The organism is Achromobacter sp. (genome assembly GCF_050285565.1).
In the GTDB taxonomy this organism is placed as follows: Bacteria; Pseudomonadota; Gammaproteobacteria; order Burkholderiales; family Burkholderiaceae_B; genus Achromobacter.
Map to the genome: position 1 here is coordinate 296,847 of NZ_JBLZXG010000004.1, position 23,215 is coordinate 320,061.

General features: G+C 70.6%; 21 protein-coding genes. 12 read left to right on the forward strand and 9 right to left on the reverse strand.

Annotated features, from left to right (window positions below):
- The first annotated feature begins 105 nt into the window (after nt 1-105).
- The 4 genes from ACN6O8_RS10155 to ACN6O8_RS10170 all read left to right on the forward strand — a co-directional run bounded on the left by ACN6O8_RS10155 (nt 106) and on the right by ACN6O8_RS10170 (nt 4,500).
- Nucleotides 106-1,353, forward strand: a complete 1,248-nt coding sequence (locus ACN6O8_RS10155; RefSeq protein WP_427990925.1) for a D-amino acid dehydrogenase — start codon at nt 106-108, stop codon at nt 1,351-1,353.
- Nucleotides 1,354-1,510: 157 nt separating this feature from the next.
- The gene (locus ACN6O8_RS10160) at nt 1,511-2,425 is read left to right on the forward strand and encodes a DMT family transporter (protein ID WP_427990926.1); all 915 of its coding nucleotides are present in this window, start codon (nt 1,511-1,513) and stop codon (nt 2,423-2,425) included.
- 120 nt (nt 2,426-2,545) lie between these two features.
- Nucleotides 2,546-3,439 carry an AraC family transcriptional regulator gene (locus ACN6O8_RS10165; RefSeq protein ID WP_427990927.1) on the forward strand — a complete coding sequence of 298 codons (894 nt, stop codon included), beginning with the start codon at nt 2,546-2,548 and terminating at the stop codon, nt 3,437-3,439.
- A gap of 122 nt (nt 3,440-3,561) precedes the next feature.
- Nucleotides 3,562-4,500, forward strand: coding sequence for an alpha/beta hydrolase family protein (locus ACN6O8_RS10170; protein WP_427990928.1), 939 nt, complete (start codon nt 3,562-3,564; stop codon nt 4,498-4,500).
- Between the two features lie 23 nt (nt 4,501-4,523).
- Here the strand turns inward: ACN6O8_RS10170 and ACN6O8_RS10175 are convergent, their stop codons facing one another.
- Nucleotides 4,524-5,813, reverse strand: a complete 1,290-nt coding sequence (locus tag ACN6O8_RS10175) for an MFS transporter (RefSeq protein ID WP_427990929.1) — start codon at nt 5,811-5,813, stop codon at nt 4,524-4,526.
- Between the two features lie 100 nt (nt 5,814-5,913).
- On the opposite strand from ACN6O8_RS10175, the gene ACN6O8_RS10180 reads away from it, so the two are divergent.
- The 4 genes from ACN6O8_RS10180 to ACN6O8_RS10195 all read left to right on the forward strand — a co-directional run bounded on the left by ACN6O8_RS10180 (nt 5,914) and on the right by ACN6O8_RS10195 (nt 9,510).
- Complete coding sequence (locus ACN6O8_RS10180) at nt 5,914-6,879, forward strand: LysR substrate-binding domain-containing protein (protein WP_427990930.1); 966 nt, start codon at nt 5,914-5,916, stop codon at nt 6,877-6,879.
- A gap of 1 nt (nt 6,880) precedes the next feature.
- The gene (locus ACN6O8_RS10185) at nt 6,881-7,768 is read left to right on the forward strand and encodes a LysR family transcriptional regulator (protein ID WP_427990931.1); all 888 of its coding nucleotides are present in this window, start codon (nt 6,881-6,883) and stop codon (nt 7,766-7,768) included.
- A 102-nt stretch (nt 7,769-7,870) separates the two neighbouring features.
- Nucleotides 7,871-8,500, forward strand: coding sequence for a glutathione S-transferase family protein (locus tag ACN6O8_RS10190; RefSeq protein WP_427990932.1), 630 nt, complete (start codon nt 7,871-7,873; stop codon nt 8,498-8,500).
- A gap of 32 nt (nt 8,501-8,532) precedes the next feature.
- Nucleotides 8,533-9,510, forward strand: coding sequence for a pyridoxamine 5'-phosphate oxidase family protein (locus ACN6O8_RS10195; protein WP_427990933.1), 978 nt, complete (start codon nt 8,533-8,535; stop codon nt 9,508-9,510).
- Here the strand turns inward: ACN6O8_RS10195 and ACN6O8_RS10200 are convergent.
- On the reverse strand, nt 9,507-9,965 hold the full coding sequence (locus tag ACN6O8_RS10200) for a winged helix-turn-helix transcriptional regulator (protein ID WP_427990934.1): 459 nt from the start codon (nt 9,963-9,965) through the stop codon (nt 9,507-9,509). The two genes, ACN6O8_RS10195 and ACN6O8_RS10200, sit on opposite strands and share 4 nt — an antisense overlap.
- Before the next feature lie 113 nt (nt 9,966-10,078).
- On the opposite strand from ACN6O8_RS10200, the gene ACN6O8_RS10205 reads away from it, so the two are divergent.
- The gene (locus ACN6O8_RS10205; protein ID WP_427990935.1) at nt 10,079-11,323 is read left to right on the forward strand and encodes an MFS transporter; all 1,245 of its coding nucleotides are present in this window, start codon (nt 10,079-10,081) and stop codon (nt 11,321-11,323) included.
- Between the two features lie 13 nt (nt 11,324-11,336).
- On the opposite strand, the gene ACN6O8_RS10210 is transcribed toward ACN6O8_RS10205, so the two are convergent.
- The 5 genes from ACN6O8_RS10210 to ACN6O8_RS10230 all read right to left on the reverse strand — a co-directional run bounded on the left by ACN6O8_RS10210 (nt 11,337) and on the right by ACN6O8_RS10230 (nt 17,528).
- Nucleotides 11,337-12,077 (reverse strand): ABC transporter ATP-binding protein, encoded by a 741-nt coding sequence (locus ACN6O8_RS10210; protein WP_427990936.1) that lies wholly within the window; start codon nt 12,075-12,077, stop codon nt 11,337-11,339.
- Nucleotides 12,065-12,883 carry an ABC transporter permease gene (locus ACN6O8_RS10215; protein ID WP_427990937.1) on the reverse strand — a complete coding sequence of 273 codons (819 nt, stop codon included), beginning with the start codon at nt 12,881-12,883 and terminating at the stop codon, nt 12,065-12,067. Before ACN6O8_RS10215 ends, ACN6O8_RS10210 begins: the two co-directional genes overlap by 13 nt.
- Entirely contained in the window at nt 12,880-13,893 is a 1,014-nt protein-coding gene (locus ACN6O8_RS10220; RefSeq protein ID WP_427990938.1) for an ABC transporter substrate-binding protein, read from the reverse strand. The genes ACN6O8_RS10215 and ACN6O8_RS10220 overlap by 4 nt, the downstream gene beginning before the upstream one ends.
- Nucleotides 13,894-14,092: 199 nt before the next feature.
- Nucleotides 14,093-15,862, reverse strand: a complete 1,770-nt coding sequence (locus ACN6O8_RS10225) for an acyl-CoA dehydrogenase (RefSeq protein WP_427990939.1) — start codon at nt 15,860-15,862, stop codon at nt 14,093-14,095.
- Nucleotides 15,863-15,890: 28 nt separating this feature from the next.
- On the reverse strand, nt 15,891-17,528 hold the full coding sequence (locus ACN6O8_RS10230; RefSeq protein ID WP_427990940.1) for an acyl-CoA synthetase: 1,638 nt from the start codon (nt 17,526-17,528) through the stop codon (nt 15,891-15,893).
- Between the two features lie 195 nt (nt 17,529-17,723).
- Between ACN6O8_RS10230 and ACN6O8_RS10235 the strand changes: the two genes are divergently transcribed.
- On the forward strand, nt 17,724-18,434 hold the full coding sequence (locus ACN6O8_RS10235; protein WP_427990941.1) for a Crp/Fnr family transcriptional regulator: 711 nt from the start codon (nt 17,724-17,726) through the stop codon (nt 18,432-18,434).
- Nucleotides 18,435-18,444: 10 nt separating this feature from the next.
- On the opposite strand, the gene ACN6O8_RS10240 is transcribed toward ACN6O8_RS10235, so the two are convergent.
- Together ACN6O8_RS10240 and ACN6O8_RS10245 are read right to left on the reverse strand one after the other, a co-directional pair.
- Nucleotides 18,445-19,146, reverse strand: coding sequence for an aspartate/glutamate racemase family protein (locus ACN6O8_RS10240; RefSeq protein WP_427990942.1), 702 nt, complete (start codon nt 19,144-19,146; stop codon nt 18,445-18,447).
- A gap of 22 nt (nt 19,147-19,168) precedes the next feature.
- Entirely contained in the window at nt 19,169-19,624 is a 456-nt protein-coding gene (locus ACN6O8_RS10245) for a MarR family winged helix-turn-helix transcriptional regulator (RefSeq protein WP_427990943.1), read from the reverse strand.
- Nucleotides 19,625-19,849: 225 nt separating this feature from the next.
- Between ACN6O8_RS10245 and ACN6O8_RS10250 the strand changes: the two genes are divergently transcribed.
- A complete protein-coding gene (locus tag ACN6O8_RS10250) occupies nt 19,850-22,135 on the forward strand; it encodes a nitric-oxide reductase large subunit (RefSeq protein WP_427990944.1) in 2,286 nt (761 codons plus the stop codon).
- A 177-nt stretch (nt 22,136-22,312) separates the two neighbouring features.
- Nucleotides 22,313-23,209 carry a formylglycine-generating enzyme family protein gene (locus ACN6O8_RS10255; protein ID WP_427990945.1) on the forward strand — a complete coding sequence of 299 codons (897 nt, stop codon included), beginning with the start codon at nt 22,313-22,315 and terminating at the stop codon, nt 23,207-23,209.
- Nucleotides 23,210-23,215 lie beyond the last annotated feature (6 nt).

The window sequence follows — 23,215 nt, forward strand, 5'->3', positions numbered from 1 at the left end:
GGGCCATGAGGTGGGGTTATGGGTGCTGGGGTTTTGGTGATTTGCGGTCATCCGTCCCCCGCTTCAGAATAAGACCGTTGCCATTTTCTTATCTGGAAGCAGGATATGCGCATTTGCGTAATCGGTGCCGGCGTGGTGGGGGTGACCTCCGCTTACTTCCTGGCGCGCCAGGGCCATGACGTCGTGCTGGTCGACAGCCATGCGCATCCGGCCGAAGTGTCCAGCTACGCCAACGGCGGCCAGCTCAGCTACAGCTACGTCGCGCCGCTGGCCGGCCCAGGCGTATTGCCGAGCGTGCCGGGCTGGCTGTTGCGCGAGGATTCGCCGTTGCGATTCCGGCCGCGGCTCGATCCGCACCAGTGGCGCTGGTGCCTGCGGTTCGCGCTGGCCTGCCGCGCCTCGGTGGCGCGCGAGTCCACCGCGCAATTGCAGGCGCTGTCGTTTCTCAGCCGCGACGCCATGCACACGCTGCTGGAACAGGAAAATCTGGAGTTCGGCCATCTCAGGAATGGCAAGCTGATCGCCTATCGCAGCGCGGCCTTGTTGGACAAGGCGCGCGCGCTGGTGGCCTATCAGGCGGCCCATGGCGCCGAGCAGCAGGTCCTGGACGCTGCGCAGACGCTGGCGCGCGAACCGGCGCTGGCCGGCATGGGCGCCAGCCTGGCCGGGGCCATCTATACCCCGAGCGAAGAGGCCGGCGATTGCCGTCAGTTCACGCTCGCGCTGTTCGAGCGGCTGCGGGCCATGGCCAACGTGCAGTGCGCCATGGCCAACCCCGTCGCGGGCTTGCAACGCGAAGGCCGCCGCATCGTCGCGGTGCATACGCGCGAGGGCGATATCGGCGCCGACGCCGTGGTGCTGGCCACCGGCATCGGCACGCGCGCCCTGCTGCGGCCGCTGGGGCACGATGTGCCGCTGTATCCGCTCAAGGGCTACAGCCTGACGGTGCCGCTGGCGCCGGACGACACCGTGGCGCCGCGCATCAGTGTCACCGACTACGAACGCCGCATCGTCTACGCGCGGGTTGGCGGGGTGCTGCGGATCGCGGCCATGGTCGACATCGGCAGCGCCGACGCCGGGATCGATCCGGCCCGCATCGCGTTGCTCAAGCGCCAGGTGCGCGAGGCCTTTCCCGCGCTCGACCTGGAGCAAGCCATTCCGTGGGCCGGGCTGCGCCCGGCCACGCCCACCGGCAAGCCGCTGATCGGGCGCAGCCCGGCGGCCGACAACCTGTGGCTCAACATCGGCCAGGGCGCGTTGGGGTTCACGCTGGCCTGCGGCAGCGCCGCGCTGCTGACGGCGCAGATGGATGGCCTGGAGGCGCCGCTGGACGCGTTGCCGTTCCGGCCGTGAGTCAGGACGGGAGCGGTGGGCTGTCCATTTTGCGATAGTCCTTGCCAGTTCATCGGGAGACGGGCGCGCGGGGGCGCCCTAGGATGGCGCTCAGCCGCTGCCCGTGCCTGGTGCGCGGGGGCGGATGGCCGATTCCCCTTCCGCGAGTGCCCCCATCATGTCCTACCTGTTCCCCTTGTTCGCCATCCTGTTCTGGGCGGGCAATGTCATTGTCTCGAAGATGGCGGCCAGCGCCATCTCGCCCACCGCCATCACCTTCTACCGCCTGATCCTGGCGCTGGCGATCATGGGCCTGTTCACGGCCGCGCCGGCCTGGCGCAACCGCAAGACCCTGCTGCGTCACTGGCCCAAGCTGGCGTTGTACGGCGCCCTGTCGTCGGCGCTGTTCCAGGCGCTGTCGTACCGCGCCGCCGCAACCACGACCGCCACCAACATGGCGATCCTGACCGCGCTGATTCCGCTGCTCAGCATGCTGCTCAGCGTGGTCATCCTGCGCGATCCGCTGACCCTGGGCATGGCGGCCGGCGGCGCGCTGTCGTTCCTGGGGCTGCTGTACCTGGTGGGTCAGGGCGACATGCTGAGCGTGTTCCAGCACGGCATCCACGCTGGCGACGGCCTGATGCTGCTGGCGGCATTCTCGTATGCGTTGTATGGGGTGCTGTTGCGCCATTGGCAGGTGCCGGTGCCGGCGTGGCAGTCGACCTTCGTGCAATCGATTTTCGCGCTGCTGTACATGTTGCCGCTGTACCTGCGGGTGCCGGCCGCCCAGGCCGCGCTGGACATCCAGACGATGCCATTGATTCTGTACGCCGGCATCTTTTCGTCGGTGCTGCTGTCGTTCCTGTGGATCGAGGGCGTGCAGCGCCTGGGCCCGAACCGCTGCAGCATCTTCATCAACCTGCTGCCGCTGTTCACCGCGCTGGCCGCGTTCGTGCTGTTGCGCGAGCAACTGCGCGCGTACCACCTGCTGGGCGGCGCCGTGACGCTGGCCGGCGTGCTGTTGGCGCAGACGGTGCGGCGGCCGCTGTTCGGACGCGGCCGGCGCGCCGCGCTGGCCGCCGCCAAGGGGTAGGGCATGCTGGCGCGCTCGCCGGCCGCGCATGGCGACGATTTCGGGTAGCCTGTCGGCGCTGGCCGGTGGCGCGTGGGCGCGTCGGCCGCGCCCCGAGCGTTCTTTCCTGACGGTGTTCCGATGGCGGTTTCCCAACATATCTGGCATTGCGGCGCTGGTCTGCCGGGCGACGTGCTGATCGCCGACCTGCGCGCCTATCGGTACGAGGCGCATTTCCACGATGCCTGGTCGATCGGCGCCATCGCGCGCGGACGCTGCGCCTTCACGGTGCATGGCCGTGCGTTCGAGGCCGGCGAAGGCGACCTGGTGGTGATCGCGCCGGGGCAGGTGCATACCGGCGGTACCTCGGCCAGCCTGCTCGCCTATCGCATGGCGTATATCGAGCCGGCCTGGTTCCAGCAGCATGCGTTGGCGTTGCGCGCGGGAGGCTTGGACCTGCCCGGGCCGGTGATCCGCGACGCGGCGCTGTGCGCGCAATGGCTGGCCGCGCTGGCGCCGGATCCTGCCGACGATGCGGTGCGCCGCGCCGAGCTATCGGCGGCGCTGTTCCGGCTGCTGGCGGCGCACGGGCGGCCGGCGCGCGGGACGCAGCGGGCCGTGGCGCTCGACGCGGCCGATGGCACGCGGGTGACCCCGGCGAAGTGGCGCAGCGCCGATACGGGCGCGCCGCCCGCGCCGGACGGCGCCGACGTATGTGAGTTGTTGTGGCAACGGATGCGTGCCGATCCGGCCTGCGCGCCCGACCTGGAGGCGCTGGCGCGGGCCGACGGCCGCCACCGCAGCACGCTGGTCAAGCAGTTCGCGCGCCGTTATGGCCTGCCGCCGCAGGCCTGGCTGCGCAACTGGCGGGTGGCGCGCGCCCGCGCGCTGCTGCGCGGCGGCTTGCCGCTAGCCGAGGCGGCGCTGGCGGTGGGTTTTGCCGACCAGGCGCACCTGACGCGGGTGTTCAAGCAGGTCTACGGCAGCCCGCCCGGGGTGCTGCGCCGGTCGGCGGCCCGCAAACGGGTGCAATGACATTCCTTATAGTCATGCAATGAGCGATGAATGATCGGTTGAAACAGGGGTTTTTGCCGGGTTTAATCGCCTCATGCGGCCAACCGAAAACGCCGCATTGATTGATTCAAGGGAATGTGAAAATGGACTCACAACGCATCATGCTGCGCGCCGCCGACGGCGTGCCGCTGGGGGGCTATGTGTGGCGCCATGCCGGCCCCGATCCGGCCGGGCCGCGTGCCGTGGTGGTCATCAACGCCGCCACCTCGGTACGCTGCCGTTATTACGCGCGCTTCGCGGCCTACCTGCACCAGCACGGTTTCGACGTGCTGACCTACGACTATCGCGGCATCGGCGAATCGCGCCCGGCGTCACTGCGCGGTTTCCAGGCGTCGTGGATGGATTGGGGCGAGAAGGACTTCGAGGCGGTGCTGGGCTATGTGCGCAGCCATTTTCCCGGCCAGCCGGTGGACGTGGTGGCGCACAGCATCGGCGGCTTCGTCACCGGTCTGGCGCCCTCGGCCAGCGGCCTGCGGCGCATCTTCACCATGGGCGCGCAGTACGCCTACTGGCGCGACTACGCCGCCGGCCGGCGCCTGCGCATGCTGGCCAAATGGCATGTCGTGATGCCGTTGCTGACCGCCTGCCTGGGCTATTTTCCGGGGCGACGGCTGGGATGGCTGGAAGACACGCCGCGCGGCGTGGTGCGCGACTGGAGCTTCATGGGCGCGCGCTTCGAACGCCGAGGCGGCGCGGAGCACCGCGTGGCCGCGATGGCGGCGGTGACCGCGCCGATCCTGGCGCTCAGCGTCACCGATGACGAATTCGGCACCGAAGCCGCGGTTGGCCGGCTGCTGGCGTATTTCACCGGCAGCGCCCGCACCCACCTGCGCCTGGCGCCCGCCTCGCTGGGGTTGGACGCGATCGGTCACTTTGCCTTTTTCCACGAGCGCTTTCGCGACACGCTGTGGCCGCTCGCGTTGGGCTGGCTCAGTCGCGGCGAGCGGCGGCTGGCGGGGGCGACGCCCATACGTTGCGACTGCGTGGCGTCTCTAGCCGGTAGTCCGAGTATTTCCGCGTGAAGCGCTCGGCGCGGCGCGCGCGCTCAGCGCCGCGCGGGCCTGGGCAGCAGCGGCAAGACCGCCAGCATGCAGCCGCCGGCGGCCAACCAGGCCAGCGGCCAGGACGTGAGCGCCACCAGGCGCGGCAGCGCCAGCGGCGTCAGGAATAGTCCCAGGTAGACGCAGGTATTGGCCAACCCGAGCGCGGTGCCGGCCCGCGCCGCGCCGGCCAGTGTCGCCAACTCGGTGTACGCCACGCCGTGCCAGGCCGAGGCGCAGATGCCGGCGGCGGCCAGCAGCAGCGGCACCGCCAGCGCCGCCGCGCGCTGGCCGGGCACGCCGCCGGCCAGCGCGGCGGCAACGGCCAGCGCCACGAACAGCAGGCATCCCAGCCAGACACAGCCGCGCAGGTAGGCGCGGCGATTGCCGTGCCGGTCGGTCCAGCGGCCGCTGGCGATGCGCGCCACCATGGCGCCCAGTTGCACCGCCACCATCACCGCGGTCAGGGTGCCAATGCCGGCGCCGCTGAAGTCGTGCAGGAACACCGTGGCGAAGGTCAGCACCGCGAATTGCGGACAGCACAGCAGGCCGATCGCCAGCGCGGCGCGCCAGACCCGGGCGTCGCGCAAGGGGCCGGCAGGCTCAAGGTGGCGGACGCCGGCCCGATCCGCCGCGGCGCCGGCCGGCGCCCGCGCCGCGCGGGCGCGCTCGGGCTCGCGCAGCCAACCCAGTGTCAACAACGCGGCGCCCGCGCACAACGCGGCCAGCAGGCCGAACACCGCCCCAAAGCCGGCGCGCGAGGCCAGCCAGGGCAGCACCAGCGCGCCCAGGCCGCCGCCCAGCGGCACGGCGGTTTGGCGGATGCTCATCGCCAGGCCGCGTTCGCCCTCGTCGAACCAGGCCATCACCGCGCGGCCGCTGGCGCCATTGACGCTGCCGCCCATCACTCCCACCCCCAACAGGCCCAGCGCCAGCCATGCCAAGGCGGGCGCCACGCCGTGAACCGGGACGGCGCACAGGCTCATCCAGGCCAGCGTCGCCGCGGTCGCGCCCAGACCGGCCAGCAGCACCGGCCGGTCGCCCCAGCGGTCGGCCAACAGGCCCCAGGGCAGTTCGAACAGCGCCACTCCCAGGCCGAGCACGCCCAGCGCCAGGCCCAGCGTGTCGTTGTCCAGGCCGTAAGCGGCGCGCATGAAGACGGCGGTGGCGGGCAGCCCGGCGGCGGCCGCGGAGAACGCGACGTTGGCGGCCACCCCCACCGCCAGCACCTTCCAGCGGTGGGCGGGGCGCGCGGCCGGCGCAGGGGGGGAAAGGGCGGGAGCGGGCAGGGACATGGCGGTTCCAGGCAGGATTGACGCGTCGTAGTCTGCGCCCGTAACATCATTCTGAAAATCAGGAAATTTTCAATAAAAGGTTCAAAAAAACGGGATATTCATGCGGCCTGTCACTTTCGACCTCGACGTGTTGCGCAGCTTCGTCGCCGGCGTGGATCTGGGCAGCTTCGGCCGCGCGGCCGACCGGCTCGGGCGCTCCACCTCGGCGGTCAGCGCGCAACTGAAAAAGCTCGAGGAACAGGCCGGGGTGCCGCTGTTGCGCAAGGCGGGGCGCGGCCTGGCGCTGACCGACGCGGGCGAGACCATGCTGGCGTACGCGCGCCGGCTGCTGGAGCTGAACGATCAGGCCTCGGTCGCGGTGCGTGGCGCGCAGTTGCAGGGCCGGGTGCGACTGGGCTTGCAGGAGGATTTCGGCGAGATCCTGCTGCCGCGGGTATTGGGCCGGTTCGCCCGCGCCCATCCGCAGGTGCGGATCGAGGCACGGGTGGCGCGCAATGCCGACCTGCTCGCGCGCATGGCGGCCGGCGAACTGGATCTGGCGCTGGCCTGGGATCATGACCCGGCGCGGCCGCATGGCGTGCGGCTGGCGGAGCTGCCGCTGTGCTGGATCGGCCCGGCCGGGCCCGATCCGGCGCAGAATGCGCGGCCGCGCGATGCCGACGGCGCCTTGCCGCTGGTGGCGTTCGAGGCGCCGTGCCTGTTCCGGGTTCGCGCCACCGCGGCGCTGGATCAGGCCGGCATCGCCTGGACGTCGGCCTTCATCAGTCCCAGCCTGGCGGGCCTGTGGGCGGCGGTCAGCGCGGGGTTGGGGCTGATGGTGCGCACGCCGCTGGGGCTGCCGGCCGGGCTGCGGGTCATGGCGCCGGGCGAGGGCGGCTTGCCGCCCTTGCCGGGGCTGTCGTTGTCGCTGTATCACGCGCGCGGCCGGCCGGGGCCGGCGGTGGCGGCCTTGGCGGACATTGTGCGGCAAGGCGTGCGCGACAGCGTCGCCGCGCTGCCCGAGGTGCCGGGCCTGCCGGTGCGCATTCCTGCCGAGGAGGCCGAGCGCCTTGAACCGATTTCATGAAATGAGCGTATTCCTGGCGGTGGCCGAGGCCCGCAGCTTCGCCGCCGCCGCCCGCCGGCTGGCGATGTCGGCGCCGAGCGTGACGCGCAGCGTCGCGGCGCTGGAGCGCCGCCTGGGCACGTTGCTGCTGGTGCGCACCACCCGCAGTCTGCGCCTGACCGAGGCCGGCCAGCGCTACGCGGCCGATTGCCGTGTCATCCTCGATGCGGTGGAGCAGGCCGATGATGCCGCCGCCGGCGCGATGGCGGCGCCGCGCGGGTCGCTGCACGTCACGGCGCCGGCGCTGTTCGGCGAACGGCATGTGATGCCGGCGGTGATGGGCTACCTGCGCCAGCACCGCGAGGTATCGGTGCGCGCCTTGCTGGTGGACCGCGTGGTGAACCTGCTGGACGAAGGCGTGGACGTGGCGGTGCGCATCGGCGCCTTGCCCGATTCCTCGCTGACCGCGATTCCAGTGGGGCAGGTGCGGCGGGTGGTGTGCGCCTCGCCCGCGTTTCTGCGCCGCCACGGCACGCCGGAAAACCCCGACGCGCTGGCGCGCTTTTGCACCATTACGGCGGCAATGGAAGGGCGCGGTTCGCAATGGCGCTTCCTGCAGGACGGCCAGCCGCTGCGCCTGGCGCTGGCATCGCAGTTGACGGTGACGTCGTTCCGCGCCGCCGTGGCGGCGGCCCGCGAAGGCTGGGGGCTGACCCAGGTGGTGTCATACCAAGTGGCGCGCGACCTGGACAGCGGCGCCCTGCAGGTGGTGCTGCGCGACTACGAAACACCGCCGTTGCCGGTGCACGTGGTCTACCCCGAAGGGCGCAAGAGTTCCGCCAAGGTGCGCAGCTTCGTCGACTTCTGCGTCGATGCGCTGCGCCGCGACCTGGCGGCCCTGCCGGCGTGAATTCTTTCAGCGGCGGCAATGGTGTCTTGCGCGCCATGGCCGTTCCCAGGCGGGCGGCGCCGGTTCAACATGGCGGCCTGTTCCCTTTCATGAGAAGCCCCCATGTCCGCCGCTCCCCTGACGTTCTACGGTTTTCCCCTGTCGGGCCATTCGCACCGCGTGGCCCTGATGCTGTCCCTGCTGGACGTGCCGCACCGCTTCGTCGAGGTCGACCTGCGCGGCGGCGCGCACAAGCGCCCCGAGTTCCTGGCGTTGAACGCCTTCGGCCAGGTGCCTGTCATCGATGACAACGGCGTGGTGGTGGCCGATTCGACCGCCATCCTGGTTTACCTGTGCAAGCGCTACAACGGCCAGGCCTGGCTGCCCGAGGATCCGGTGGGCGCGGCGGCGGTGCAGCGCTGGCTGTCGGCCGCTTCCGGTCCGCTGGTCGGCGGACCCGCGGCGGCGCGGCTGGTGACGCTGTTCGGCGCCGCGCACGATGTGCCCGCCACGCTGGCGCGCGCGCACGCGCTGCTGGCGGTGATGGAGCGGGAACTGGCCACCACCGGCTATCTGGCGGGCGCGGCGCCGACCATTGCCGACGTGGCCTGCTATACCTATGTGGCGCACGCGCCCGAGGGCAATGTATCGCTGCAGGCGTATCCGCGGGTGCGCGCCTGGCTGGCGCGCATCCAGGCCTGGCCGCGCTTCATGCCGATGGCGCCGTCCGCGGTCGGCCTGTGCGCCGCCTGAATGCCGGCGCCGCCGCGTCCAAGGAGCCTGCCATGAACCCCCATTCCCTCGACACCCCAGCCGCGCCCTGGCACGCCGGCGAACGCCAGTTGCAGGCGCACGCCGGCGTGGCCGAGCGCATGGCGCAGGTCGGGGCCAAGTTGATCCGCGACGACATGCCCGACCAGCACCGCGCCTTTTTCGCGCAGTTGCCATTTCTGGTGGCGGGCGCCGTCGACGGGCAGGGCGATCCCTGGGCCGGTGTGTTGGAAGGCGAGCCCGGTTTCGCCATGTCGCCGGATCCGCGGACGTTGCGTGTGGCCGTCATGCCGGACGCCGACGATCCGCTCAGCGATGGTCTGGGGCCCGGCCGGCCGCTGGGCCTGCTGGGGATCGAACTGCACACGCGCCGGCGCAATCGCATGAACGGGCGCATCGCGGCGTGGGCGGACGGACGCTTCGAGGTGGCGGTGGCGGAGTCGTTCGGCAATTGTCCGCAGTACATCCAGGCGCGCGACTTTCATTTCGCGCGCTCGCCGGCGTTGCGCTTTGCCGGGCCGCCGCGCGAGCGCGGCGGGCTGGACCAGGCCGGCCGGGCGCTGATCGCGCGCGCCGATACGCTGTTCGTGGCGACCTATGCGGACACCGACGCCGCCGGGCGCCGCGTCGATGTCTCGCACCGGGGCGGCATGCCGGGGTTCGTGCGCATCGACGGCGATACGCTGACGATCCCGGATTTCTCCGGCAACCGTTTCTTCAATACGCTGGGCAATATGGTGCTCAACCCGCGCGCGGGCCTGCTCTTCATCGATTTCGAGCGCGGTGACGTGCTGCAGGTGTCGGGCCGCGCCGAGGTGGTGCTGGATAGCCCGGAGATCGGGAGCTTCGCGGGGGCCGAGCGCTTGTGGCGGGTGCACGTGCGGCGGTCCCGGTCGCGGCCGGGCGCGTTGGCCTTGCGCTGGCGCTTTGGCGGCTATGCGCCGACCGCGCTGGCCACCGGGCAGTGGCCGGCGGCGGGGCGTGCCGGTTAGGCGCGCCCGGTGTCGACCCGGTGCACCACGGTATCTTCCGGCGCCAGCGCACGGCCGTCCTGGGCTCGCACTTGCAGCCGTTGCACCGGCTGGCCGCGCTTGCGGTCGATCAGCGTGGAGTGCGGCTCGGCCGGGCCGTAGTAGTGGTCTTCGCCCCACTGGCGCAGGCCGACGATGACCGGAAACAGCGCCTGGCCTTTTGGCGTCAGCACGTATTCCTGGTAGGCGCTGCCGTCGGCAGCCGGCACGGCCGTCAGGATGTCGTGCGCCACCAGCGTGCGCAGGCGGTCGCTGAGGATGTTCTTGGCCACGCCCAGGCTTTTCTGGAATTCACCGAAGCGGCGCACGCCATCGAACGCGTCGCGCACGATCAATAGCGACCACCAATCGCCGATCACGTCGAGCGCGCGCGCCACCGGGCAGGCGGCGCCTTCGAGACGGGTGCGTTTGACCATGTCGTCCTGACCTTTGCCGGCGGGCGCGGCGGTGCGAGGTTGGAATTTGTGGTTGCATTATAAAACCTCCTGGCCTAGCATTCTGGTTTTGTTATGCAACCAAAGAGGCCGCCATGGCTGAACGATCACTCCCGGCCGGGGCGCCCGCCGCCCAATCCGCCGCGCTGTTGCCCGGCGCGGTGGTGTTGTTGCTGGCGGTGGCCTGCGCGCTGAGCGTGGCCAACGTCTACTACGCGCAACCCTTGCTCGACGCCATGGGGCGCGAGTTCGGCATGCACGAGGGCGCGGTGGGCGTCATCGTCACCGCTACGCAGTTGGGCTGCGCCCTGGCGCTGGTGCTGGTGGTGCCGCTGGGCGACCTGCTGGATCGGCGCCGCCTGATGCTGGCCCAACTGGGGCTGCTGGGGCTGGCCCTGGTGGCGGTGGCGGCGGCCCCGCGGACGCCGTGGCTGCTGGCCGGCATGTTGGCGCTGGGGCTGTTGGGCACCGCCATGACGCAGGGGCTGCTGGCCCTGTCGGCCGCGCTGGCGGCGCCGGCCGAGCGTGGGCGCGTGGTCGGCGCGGCGCAGGGCGGGGTGGTGATCGGCCTGCTGCTGGCGCGTACGCTGGCCGGCGCGGTGGCCGATCTGTGGGGCTGGCGCGCGGTCTACCTGGTGTCGGCCGGCTTGGCGGCGGGGCTGGCCCTGGCGCTGCACCGCTGGCTGCCACGGCGCGCGCTGCCGACGGCGAACCTGCGCTACGGCGCGCTGCTGCGCTCGCTGTTCACCTTGCTGGCCACCGAGCGCGTGCTGCAGGTGCGCGGCATGATCGCGCTGCTGATGTTTGCCGTCTTCAGCGCGTTTTGGACCGCGCTGGTGTTGCCGTTGAGCGCGCCGCCGCATGCGCTCACGCATACGGCGGTGGGGGCCTTCGGGCTGGTCGGGGTGGCGGGGGTGCTGGTGGCGGCGCGGGCCGGGCGGCTGGCCGATTGCGGCCATGGCCAACGCACCACGGGCGCGGGGCTGGCGCTGCTGTGCCTGGCCTGGGTGCCGATTGCCTTCCTCGACCAGAGCCTGTGGGCGCTGGCGCTGGGCGTGCTGCTGTTGGACATCGCCGCGCAGGCGCTGCACGTGACCAATCAGACCATGATCTTCGCCCTCGGCACGCAGGCGCACAGCCGGCTGGTGGGCGGCTACATGATGTTCTACGCGGCCGGCAGCGGCCTCGGGTCGATTGCCTCGACCTTTGTATATGCGCGCGCCGGCTGGCTGGGCGTGTGCGCGCTGGGCGCCGGCCTGAGCCTGGTGGCCGCGCTGTTCTGGGCGTTGACGTTGCCGCGCGGGACGGCGCCTGGCTGCGTGGCGCCGCGCCGGGCCTGAGCCGGCGCCGGCCTCAGTGGTGTTCCAGCGCGTGGGCGATCGCCGCCACCTGCCGCGCGAAGGCCGGATCGGCGCGGTCGCGCGGGCGCGGCAGCGCGATGTCGAAGTCGCCGGCGATATTGGCCGGGCGGCCGCCCAGCACCACCACCTTGTCGGCCAGGAACACCGCTTCCTCGATGTCGTGGGTGACGAACAGCACCGCCGCGCCCGAGGCCTGCCAGACGCGGATCAGCTCCTGCTGCAGGTGGCGGCGGGTGATGGCGTCGACCGCGCTGAAGGGTTCGTCCATCAGCAGCAGGTCCGGCTTGACCGCCAGCGCCCGGGCGATGCCGACGCGTTGCGCCTGGCCGCCGGACAACTGGTGCGGCCAGCGGCGGCCGTAGTCGCCCATGCCGGTCAGTCGCAGCGCGGCGTCGATGCGCTGTTGCCGCTCGTCGCGGTCCAGCCCGAGGCCTTCCAGGCCGTAGCCGACGTTGCCGCCGACCGTGCGCCAGGGCAGCAGGCGGCTGTCCTGGAACACCACCGCGCGGCTGCGGCGGCCGGCGCGCGCGGGCGCCTGGAAGCGCACCTCGCCGCTGGCGGGATCGGCCAGGCCGGCCGCCGCGCGCAGCAGCGTGGACTTGCCCACGCCCGAGCCGCCCACCACCGCCACGAAGCTGCCCGCTTCGATCGCCAGCGACAGGCCCTGGATCACGGGCGCGTCGGCGCCCGGATGCCGGTACGAGAGTTTCGAGAATTCGATCACGGACGCCATTGCAGCACCTTGCTTTCGACCGCCGAGAACGCCAGGTCGCAGAGCGTGTAGACCAGCGAGATGATCAGCATGTAGACCACCACCGCATCATAGGCGCCGACGCCGGCGGCGGCGTTCATTTCCTGGCCCATGCCGGGCACGCCCAGCAGTTCGGCGGCGATCAGCGTCATCCACGCCTGGCCGATGCCGGTGCGCACGCCCGACAGCGCGCCGGGGGCGATGGCCGGCAGCGTCACGCCCAGCGCGCGCGCCAGGTAGCCGCCATGGCCGAAGGCGCGGGCCAGTTCGTAATAGCGCGGGTCGACGTTGCGCACCGCGCTATAGGTGGCGAAGTAGTTGACCCAGAACACGCCGATGGCGATGACGAAGGCGGCGCCGGCATGGCTGACCTTGAACCAGGCGATGGCGAACACCACCCAGGCCAGCGGCGGGATCGGCCGCAGGATGCGCGCCAGGTAGGCTTGCGCCAGGTCGAAGCGCGGCAGCGTGGCGGCCGCCAGGCCGGCCGCGAAGCCCAGCGCGGTGCCGGCGGCCAGGCCCCAGAAGTAATGCACCAGGCTGGAGCCGATGGCTGGCAGCAGCCGGCCCGACTGCCATTCCTGGATCAGCGTGGCGGGCAGCGCGAAGGGGTCGGGCAGGGTGCCCGGGGGCGCCCATTGCCAGATCAGCGCGGCTTTCCAGATGGCGATGAAGACGGCCAGTCCGCCGATGCCGTAAGCCGCCCGGCGCGCGGCGGCGAACCAGGGCGGCGCGCCCTTGCGGGCCTGCGGCGCGGGAGCGGCCAGGGCCGGGGCGGTCTGGCTCATTGCTTTCTGGCCTTGTCGTAGAAGCGGGTGTCGAACAGCTGCTTGACGTCGACCTTGGCGGCGTCGACCGTGCCCAGGCTGGCCTGGAAGGTCTGCAGCTCGGCGGTGGCCTCGACGATGGCGTGCGGATCGGCCACGAACTGGTCATGCGAATTGCGGATGGCCTTTTCGACCAGCGCGCGGTCCAGGCGGCCGCCGCCGACGTACTTCTGCACGTGGGCCGCGGCGCGGGCCGGATCGTTCTTGAGCAGGGCGGTGGCGGCGAGCTGGGCGTCGACTAGTTGCCGCACCGCCTCGGGGTGGTCGGCGATCAGCTTGTCGCGCACCAGCAGCACGGCGCCGGGCTGGTTCGGGAACAGTTGCGAGCCGCGCGCCACCACGCGCGCTTGCGGCACGCGGGTCAGCACGGTGGAGACGGTGGGTTCGAGGATGGCGGCGCCGTCGATGGCGCCGGTCAGCAGCGATTGCTGGATCTGCGCTTCGCCCTGGTAGATCAGTTCCAGGCTGGCCGGGTCGGCCTTGAGGCGGTTGCGCAGCCAGTATTGCAGCGCGGCCTCGGGCACGGCGCCCTTGGGGTAGCTGGCGATGACGGGCTTTCTGCCCTTGTCCTTGGCGAAGCGGGCGAACGCCGTGGCCGGATCGCCCGAGGCGAAATAAGGCGCCAGCGTGCCCAGCGCGACCACGTTGACCTGCTCGACGATGTTGGAGGCCACCACCTTGATGCCGGCGCCCTTGGCGCTGGCCACCAGCGCCGGGCCGATGCCGACGTAGGCGACGTCCAACTGCCCGGCCAACAGGGCCTGGGTCAACGCCGGGCCGCTCTGGAACTGCACCAGCTTGGGCGCGGGCGCGTCCTTGGCCTGCAGCGTGCCTTCTTCCAGCGCCACGAACAACTGCGCGTCCGGCAGGATCGGCAGGTAACCGATTTCCAGAGCGGGCGGCGCGGCGTGAACCGGAACCAGGGACGTGGCGGCGGCGATGACGGCGGCGGTGAACAGCTTGCGGAACATGGAAGAGGGGTCCTGAACGACGGCGCCTTGATGCGGCTGGCGGCTTGCCCGCGGGCAAGGGTTTCCGTTGCCTGCTTATTAATTTTAGATATGTTTAATTATTTTCCTTATTCTTTCTGGTTATATGTTTAATAGGGCTGCGCTCCAATGCAAAAGACCGCCGGGGCGGTCTTTTGGCTGGGGGAAAAGCGCGCCGGCCTCAGGGCTGCACGGCGTACTCGAGCGAGCCGGCCACCACCGCCGCCAGGCCGGGCGCCTGGGTCAGCTTGTGCAGGGCGTAGGTCTGGGCCGTGGCGATCTTGGCCTGGTGGAAGGCAGGATCCTCGTCCAGGTGGTCCAGCGACGCCAGCAGCGCGCGCGCCATCTGCCAGCCGGCCAGCACGGTGCCCGCCAGCAGCAGGTAGGGCACCGCCGAGCCGAACACCGCGTTGGGATGGGCGGCGGCGTTGGCGACCACGAAGTCGACCGTGTTGGCCAGCGCCAGGCGGCCCTGGCGCAGCGGCGTCAGCACCAGGCGGGCGGCCGGTTCGCCGCGCGCCTGCAGCGCTTCCTCGGTCTGGCGGATTTCCTCGATCAGCGCCTGCGCCACCGCGCCGCCGTCGCGCAGCGTCTTGCGGCCGACCAGGTCATTGGCCTGGATCGCTGTGGTGCCTTCGTAGATGGTGAGGATGCGGGCATCGCGGTAGTACTGGGCGGCGCCGGTCTCTTCGATGAAGCCCATGCCGCCGTGCACCTGCACGCCCAGGCTGGCGACGTCGATGGAGGCTTCGGTGCACCAGCCCTTGACGATCGGCACCAGGAATTCCTGCACCGCCAGGTGGCGGGCGCGCTCGGCCGGGTCGGCGCTGGCGTGGGCCAGGTCGGCGTGCCCGGCGGTGTAGTAGGCCAGCGCGCGGCCGGCTTCGGTCAGGGCGCGCATGGTGCCCAGCATGCGGCGCACGTCCGGGTGCTGGATGATGGCCACGGCGTTGCGCGAGGAGCCGTCCACCGGGCGACTCTGCACGCGCTCGGCGGCGTAGGCCAGCGCGTGCTGATAGGCGCGGTCGGCCACCGCGATGCCCTGCACGCCGACGGCGAAGCGGGCCGCGTTCATCATGATGAACATGGCGTCCAGGCCGCGGTTTTCCTGCCCCACCAGGTAGCCGATGGCGCCGCCCGCGTCGCCGAATTGCAGCGTCGCGGTGGGGCTGGCCTTGATGCCCAGCTTGTGCTCGATCGAGACGCAGGTGACGTCGTTGCGCGCGCCCAGCGAGCCGTCGTCGTTGACCAGGAACTTGGGCACCAGGAACAGCGAGATGCCTTTGACGCCTTCGGGCGCATCGGGCAGGCGCGCCAGCACCAGGTGGATGATGTTCTCGGCCAGGTCGTGTTCGCCGTAGGTGATGAAGATCTTGGTGCCCGAGATGCGGTAGGTGTCGTCGCCGGCCGGCTGCGCGCGGGTGCGCAGCAGCGCCAGGTCGGAGCCGGCCTGCGGTTCGGTCAGGTTCATGGTGCCGGTCCAGCGGCCCGCCAGCATCGGGCCGATGAAGCGCTCGCGCAGCGCCGGCGAGCCGGCCGTCAGCAGCGCCTCGACGGCGCCGTTGGTCAGCAGCGGACACAGGGCGAACGACAGATTGGCGGCGTTGAGCATCTCGGAGCAGGGCGCGCCCAACAGGCCGGGCAGGCCCTGGCCGCCGTATTCGACCGGATGCGTCATGCCCTGCCAGCCGGCCTCGGCGTATTGGCGGAAGGCCTGCTTGAAGCCGGGCGAGGTGGTCACGGCGCCATCGCGCCAGGCGCTGGGATCGCGGTCGGCGGGATGGTTCAACGGCGCCAGCACGTCGGCGGCGAAGGTGGCGGCTTCCTCCAGCACGGCCTGGGCGGTGTCGGGCGTGGCTTCGGCGTATTGCGGCAGCGCCGCCACCCGCGGCAGGCCGGCGAGGTGGTTCAGCACGAACAGCATGTCTTTCACGGGGGCTTGGTACGTCATGGCGTCGGAGCTCCGGGTAGGAAGGGGGTCAGGTGGCGTCAATGGCGCGGGTGGAACCCACCGCGGCGCGCAGTTCGAATTTCTGGATCTTGCCGGTCGAGGTCTTGGGCAGTTCGCCGAAGCGCACCGCGCGCGGCACCTTGAAGCCGGGCAGCAGCAGCTTGCAGTGGGCGATGATCTCTTCGGCGGTGGCGCTGTGGCCGGGCTTGAGTTCGACGAAGGCGCAGGGCGTTTCGCCCCATTTCGGGTCGGGCATGGCCACCACCGCCACCGCGGCCACGGCCGGATGGCGGTAGAGGGCGTCCTCGACCTCGATGCTGGAGATGTTCTCGCCGCCCGAGATGATGATGTCCTTGCTGCGATCCTTGATGCGGATGTAGCCGTCGGGCGTCATCACGCCCAGGTCGCCGGTGTGGAACCAGCCGCCGCCGAAGGCTTCCTCGGTGGCGCGCTCGTTCTTCAGGTAGCCCTTCATGCAGATGTTGCCGCGGAACATGATCTCGCCCACGGTCTGCTCGTCGGCCGGCACTTCCTGCATGGTGTCGGGGTTGCGCACCGAGACGCCGGCCTGCAGGTGGTAGCGCACGCCCTGGCGCGCGGTCAGCAGGGCGCGCTGTTCGTCTTCCAGGTCGTTCCAGGCTTCCTGCGGGGCGCACACGGCGGCCGGGCCGTAGACCTCGGTCAGGCCGTAGACATGGGTCAGTTCGAAGCCGATTTCCTTCATTTTGGCGATCACCGCCGGCGCGGGCGCGGCGCCGGCCACCATGGTGCGCACGGTATGGGTGATGCCGGCGCGCAGCTCGGCCGGGGCGTTGGCCAGCGCGCTCTGCACGATGGGCGCGCCGCAGTAGTGGGTGACGCCCTCGGCGCGGATCAGGTCGAACACGGTCTTGGGGTCGAACTTGCGCAGGCAGACGTTGACGCCGGCGCGTGCCGCCACGGTCCAGGCGAAGCACCAGCCGTTGCAGTGGAACAGCGGCAGGGTCCACAGGTAGACCGGATGCTTGGGCATGTCCCATTCGAGGATGTTGCTGACGGCGTTCAGATAGGCGCCGCGGTAGTGGTAGACCACGCCCTTGGGATCGCCGGTGGTGCCCGAGGTGTAGTTCAGCGCGATCGCGTCCCATTCGTCGACCGGCGGGCGCCAGTCGAATGTGGCGGGGGCGGCGGCCAGGAAGGCCTCGTAATCGGTGGCGCCGGGCAGGGTGGCCGGGGCGCTGTCCAGGTCGTGCACCGAGATCACCTTCAGGTGCGGGAATTCGGCGCGGGCGCGCTGCGCGAGCTCGGCGTATTCGGTGTCGACGATCAGCGCGCGGGCCTCGCCGTGGCCCAGCATGAACAGCACGCTGGGCGTGTCCAGGCGGGTGTTGAGGGTGTTGAGCACGGCGCCCAGCATCGGCACGCCGAAGTGCGCCTCGACCATGGCGGGGATGTTCGGCAGCATCACCGCCACCGTGTCGCCGCGTTGGATGCCGGCGGCGGCCAGTGCGCCGGCCAGGCGCTGCGCGCGTTCGTAGGTCTGGGCCCAGGTGCGGCGCACGGCGCCGTGCACCACGGCCAGGCGGTTGCCATAGACCTGCGCGGCGCGGGCGATGAAGTCGACCGGGGTGAGGGGCTCGTAGTTGGCGTCACGGCGCGCCAGGCCATGTTCGAACATGCTGCTCATGCTTGTCTCCTGTGGGGCGCGGGGACGCCCGGATATGCTTTTATGCGGGAAACTTGATCTGGATCGCCGGTATTGATCGGTCGCCTGCATCCCGCTGCTTGCTAGAGCTTATCGGCCGCCGGAAAATGGTGTCTGTCGCCTGCATGACAGACCTTTTTTCGGGCGGCCCACCCGCAGTTTTACACGGTTCTTTCCATGTCCGATGTTTCAAACGATGTTTCCCGGGCCGAGCTGGCCGCGCTGTTGCGCGGCTGCGCCTGGTTCACCACGCTGGAGGCGCCGCACCAGGAGCTGGTGCTGGCCACGGCGCGTGGCGAGCACGTCGCCAGCGGCGCCTGGGTCGCGCGCCGCAACGCGCCGTCGGATTACTGGCTGGGCGTGCACAGCGGCCTGCTGAAGCTGGCGATCTACAACGAATCGGGACGCAGTTGCACCTTTTCCGGGGTGCCGCCGGGCGGCTGGTTCGGCGAGGGCAGCGTCATCAAGCGCGAATTGCGCAAGTACGACGTGGTGGCGATCCAGCCGTCGCTGGTGTTGCGGGTGCCGGCCGCTACCTTCCACGCGCTGCTGGCGGCCAGCCTGCCGTTTTCGCACTTCGTCATCGGCCAGTTGAACGACCGCATGGGCGAGTTCATCGCCTCGATCCAGAACCATCGGCTGCTGGACGCCGATGCGCGCGTGGCGCAGTCGCTGGCGCAGCTGTTCAATCCGCAGCTGTATCCGTCCACCGACCTGACGCTGGCCATTTCCCAGGAAGAGCTGGGCTACCTGACCGGCCTGTCGCGTCAGCGCGTCAATCAGGCATTGCAGGCGCTGGCGGATCAGGGCGTGCTGGCGCTGTCGTACAACCAGATCAAGGTGCAGGACCTGGAGCGCCTGCGCCAGTACGGCCTGGATCAGCTCTGAAAGCGCGCGCTCAGGCCAGCGCGCGGTCCAAGGCGGCGCGCGCCAGGATGCGGGTGGAATCCAGCGCCGGCAGCGCGCAATTGGCGTCGTTCAGCACCAGCGGCAATTCGGTGCAGCCCAGCACCACGGCGTCGCAGCCGGCCTGGCGCAGCCGCGCCACCACGCCTTGCAGCAGGGCCACCGATTCGGGCTTGAACACGCCGCAGACCAGTTCGTCCATGATGATGCGCGCCAGCAGGTCGCGGTCGGCCGGGTCGGGGCGCACGAAGTCCAGGCCGCGCGCTTGCAGCTTGTCGGGGTAGACCGGACTGTCGACCAGCCAGCGCGTGCCGAGCAGGCCGATGCGGCGCAGGCCGCGGGCGGCGGCCTGGGCGGCGACTTCTTCGGCGATGTGCAGCCAGGGCAGCGGTGAATGGGGCAGCACATGGCCCAGCGCCTGGTGGATGGTGTTGTCGGGGCAGATCAGGAAATCGGCGCCTGCGCGCGCCAGCCTGTCGGCGGATGCCAGCATCAGCGCGCCCACGCCGGCCAGGTCATCGCGTTCCAGGCACGCCACGTAGTCCGCCAGCGACAGGCTGTGCAGCGACACCTCCGGGTGCGCATGCGGCCCCAGGCGCAGCGCGCCCTCGGCGCAGATCGTGCGGTAGCAGAGCGCGGCGCCCTCGGCTGAGCAGGCGACGATGCCGATGTGCCGCGGGGGACGGTTGGGCATGCGGGGCTCCGTGGCGGCCGGGTCAGGCGGCGGGTCTGGACAAGGCCCGCACATGGCGGGCGATCTGGCGGAACTGCTCGGCCATCGCGTCCTGCTGCGCCGGCGGCAATTGCGACAGGAACAGTTCGTCGATGGCCGGCCCGTACACCTTCCACATCTTGCGGCGCAGCGCCAGGCCGTCCGGCGTGATGCGGGCGTAGGTGGCGCGGCGGTCCTCGTCGCAGCGGAAACGCTCGACCAGCCCGGCCGCTTCGATGCGGTCCATCAGGCGTGTCAGGTTGTAGCGCGCGATGACCATGCGCTCGGCCACCTCGAACATGCGCGCCGTGCCTTGCGGCGCGCGTTCCAGCGCCCACAGGGCGTCGTACCACGCCAGCGGCGGCAGGCCGGCGGCGGACAGTCTTTTTTCGATCTCTTCCACCACCAGCGCGTGCGCGGTCAGGAAGAGGCTCCACGCGTCGGGCTTGCCCGTGGCCATGCGGTCGCTTCCTTTTTCAAAGATGTCGTTGTCCCCGATTGTAGAGGCCCGGCGCCCTGGCGCGCGGGGTGTAAAACACCGCGCGCAGGTGCTTTATACCGCGCCGGTGCCGGGTAGAAAGCACCAGCCCGCTTTCAACCCGCTGATTTTGCGGGAGTTTTACCTGGCACGGAATTCGCATGGGAGGGCATACCCCACAACGCAACACAGGAGGGTGTCCCCATCATGGGCCCGTACAAGAAGTTATGGTTCACGCTGATCGCCGTGCTGGCGGTCACGTTCGCATTGCTCGGCTTCTATGGCGGCGAAGTCTACCGCCAGGCGCCGCCGATTCCGCAGGAGGTCGCCCGCGCCGACGGCACGCGCTTGTTCGGCCGCGACGACATCCTGGACGGCCAGACCGCCTGGCAGTCGATCGGCGGCATGCAGCTAGGCTCGATCTGGGGCCACGGCGCCTACCAGGCGCCCGACTGGACCGCCGACTGGCTGCACCGCGAGCTGATGGCCTGGCTCGACCTGGCGGCGCGCGATGCGCATGGCCGCGATTACGGCCAGTTGGACGCGCCCGCCCAGGCCGCGCTGCGCGAGCAGCTCAAGGCCGAGTACCGCGCCAATCGCGCCGACGCGGCCGGCGGCAAGCTGGTGCTGAGCCCGCGGCGGGCGCAGGCGGTGGCGCAGACCGCGGCCTATTACGGCCAGTTGTTCTCGGACGCGCCGGCCCTGCACGCCAGCCGCGAACACTACGCCATGAAGGAGAACACGCTGCCCGACGCCAACCGGCGCCAGCAACTGACGCGCTTTTTCTTCTGGACCGCCTGGGCCGCCGCCACCGAGCGCGCGGGCACCTCGGTCACCTACACCAACAACTGGCCGCATGAGCCGCTGATCGGCAACCACCCCAGCAGCGAAAACGTGATGTGGTCGATCATCAGCGTGGTGGTGCTGCTGGCCGGCATCGGCCTGCTGGTGTGGGCCTGGGCCTTCCTGCGCGGCAAGGAAGAGGCCGAACCGGACGCGCCGGCGCGGGACCCGCTGACCACCTTCGCCCTGACGCCGTCGCAGCGCGCGCTGGGCAAGTACCTGTTCCTGGTGGTGGCGCTGTTCGGCTTCCAGGTGCTGTTGGGCGGCTTCACCGCACACTACACGGTCGAGGGGCAGAAGTTTTATGGCATCGACCTGTCGCAGTGGTTCCCGTATTCGCTGGTGCGCACCTGGCATTTGCAGAGCGCGCTGTTCTGGATCGCCACCGGCTTTCTGGCCGCCGGCCTGTTCCTGGCGCCGCTGATCAACGGCGGACGCGATCCGAAGTACCAGAAGGCCGGGGTCGACATCCTGTTCTGGGCGCTGGTGTTGGTGGTGGTCGGTTCGTTCGCCGGCAACTACCTGGCGATCGCGCAGATCATGCCGCCGGATCTGAACTTCTGGCTTGGCCACCAGGGCTATGAATACGTCGACCTGGGCCGCCTGTGGCAGATCGGCAAGTTCGCCGGCATCTGCTTCTGGCTGGTGCTGATGCTGCGCGGCATCGTGCCGGCGCTGCGCACGCCGGGCGGCGACAAGAACCTGCTGGCGCTGCTGACTGCCTCCGTTGGCGCCATCGGCCTGTTTTACGGCGCCGGTTTCTTCTACGGCGAGCGCACTCACCTGACCGTGATGGAGTACTGGCGCTGGTGGATCGTGCACCTGTGGGTCGAAGGCTTCTTCGAAGTGTTCGCCACCACCGCGCTGGCCTTCATCTTTTCGACCCTGGGCCTGGTGTCGCGCCGCATGGCCACCACCGCCAGCCTGGCCTCGGCCTCGCTGTTCATGCTGGGCGGCATTCCCGGCACCTTCCACCATCTGTACTTCGCCGGCACCACCACGCCGGTGATGGCGGTGGGCGCCAGCTTCTCGGCGCTGGAAGTGGTGCCGCTGATCGTGCTGGGCCACGAGGCCTGGGAGAACTGGCGCCTGAAGACGCGCGCGCCGTGGATGGAAAACCTGAAGTGGCCGCTGATGTGCTTCGTGGCGGTGGCCTTCTGGAACATGCTGGGCGCGGGCGTGTTCGGCTTCATGATCAATCCGCCGGTGTCGCTGTACTACATCCAGGGCCTGAACACCACGCCGGTGCACGCGCATGCCGCGCTGTTCGGGGTCTACGGCTTCCTGGCGCTGGGCTTCACGCTGCTGGTGCTGCGCTATATCCGGCCGCAATACGCGCTCAGCCCCGGCCTGATGAAGCTGGCGTTCTGGGGCCTGAACCTGGGCCTGGCGCTGATGATCTTCACCAGCCTGCTGCCGATCGGCCTGATCCAGTTCCACGCCAGCGTCAGCGAAGGCATGTGGTACGCGCGCAGCGAGGCCTTCATGCAGCAGGACATCCTCAAGACCCTGCGCTGGGGCCGCACCTTTGGCGACGTGGTGTTCCTGCTGGGGGCGCTGGCGATGGTGGTGCAAGTCATCCTGGGCCTGTTGAGCGGCAAGCCGGCCGCGGCCGAACCGGTGTTGCGGGCCGCGCCCGCGCGCCGCTAGCGGCTTGCCCCGTGGATGCGCGCATCAGGCGCATCCACGGGGTGGCGCGCCGGCCCGCTTGTTTGCGCCCCGTCCATCCCGCTCATTGCGCCAGCGCAAAGAGGTCGCGGCCGGGCGGGGCTTCAATGACAGCGAACCCCGGGGCATCGTGGCCTCGGGCACAACCGGAGCGCCGTCATGCGCCGCCTGCTGGCCGCCGCTTTTCTCCTCCCGCCGTTGTCCGCCTGCGGGCCCGCCGAGCGGGCCCTTGCCGTTTCTCCTGAAGTGTCGCGGCTGCCGCCAGGCCAGGTGGCCTACCTGCCGCCGGGCGAAACGCTGCGCAACGGTTATCCGGTCTCGCCGGCGCCGCTGACCGCGGACGTGGCGCGCGGCCTGCTCATCATGAAGCGCCAGGTCAGCCAGGCCGAGTACGCGGCCTGTGTCCGCGCCGGCGGCTGCAAGCCGCTGGATCCGGCCTTCCGCGAACTGCGCGCGCCGGATCTGCCGGCGGTGGGCCTGAGCTGGACCGACGCGTCGGCCTACGCGGCCTGGCTGTCGGCCCGCACCGGGCAGCGCTGGCGGCTGCCCACCTATGCCGAATGGGTCTACGCGGCGGGCGACGCCTACCGCGAGGAAACCCCGCTACCCGCCTCGGACGGCGATCCGGCGCAGCGCTGGCTGGCCGAGTACGACGCGCAGGCCCGGCGCGGCCAGCAGGCCACCGAGGTGCGGGCCTTCGGCGCGTATGGCGTCAATGCCACGGGCCTGATGGACGTGGCGGGCAGCGTGTGGGAATGGACCGCTGACTGCTACACGCGGCGCATCCTGGCGCTCACGCCGGGCGGCGCGGCGGGGGTGGCGGGCGCCGATGACGGTGCGGACCGCAACTGCGGCATCCGCGTGGCGGCGGGGCGGCACATCGCCTACCTGCCGGACTTCATCCGCGATCCCAAGGGCGGCGCCTGCTCGGTCGGCGTGCCGCCGGCCAACCTGGGGCTGCGGTTGGTGCGGGAGGAGGGGCCGGCCTGGCCCGGCCTGATGCGCAGGAGAGGGGAAGCCGTCGGACATGTCGAAGCCAACAATAGACGGGGCTGAGATAGG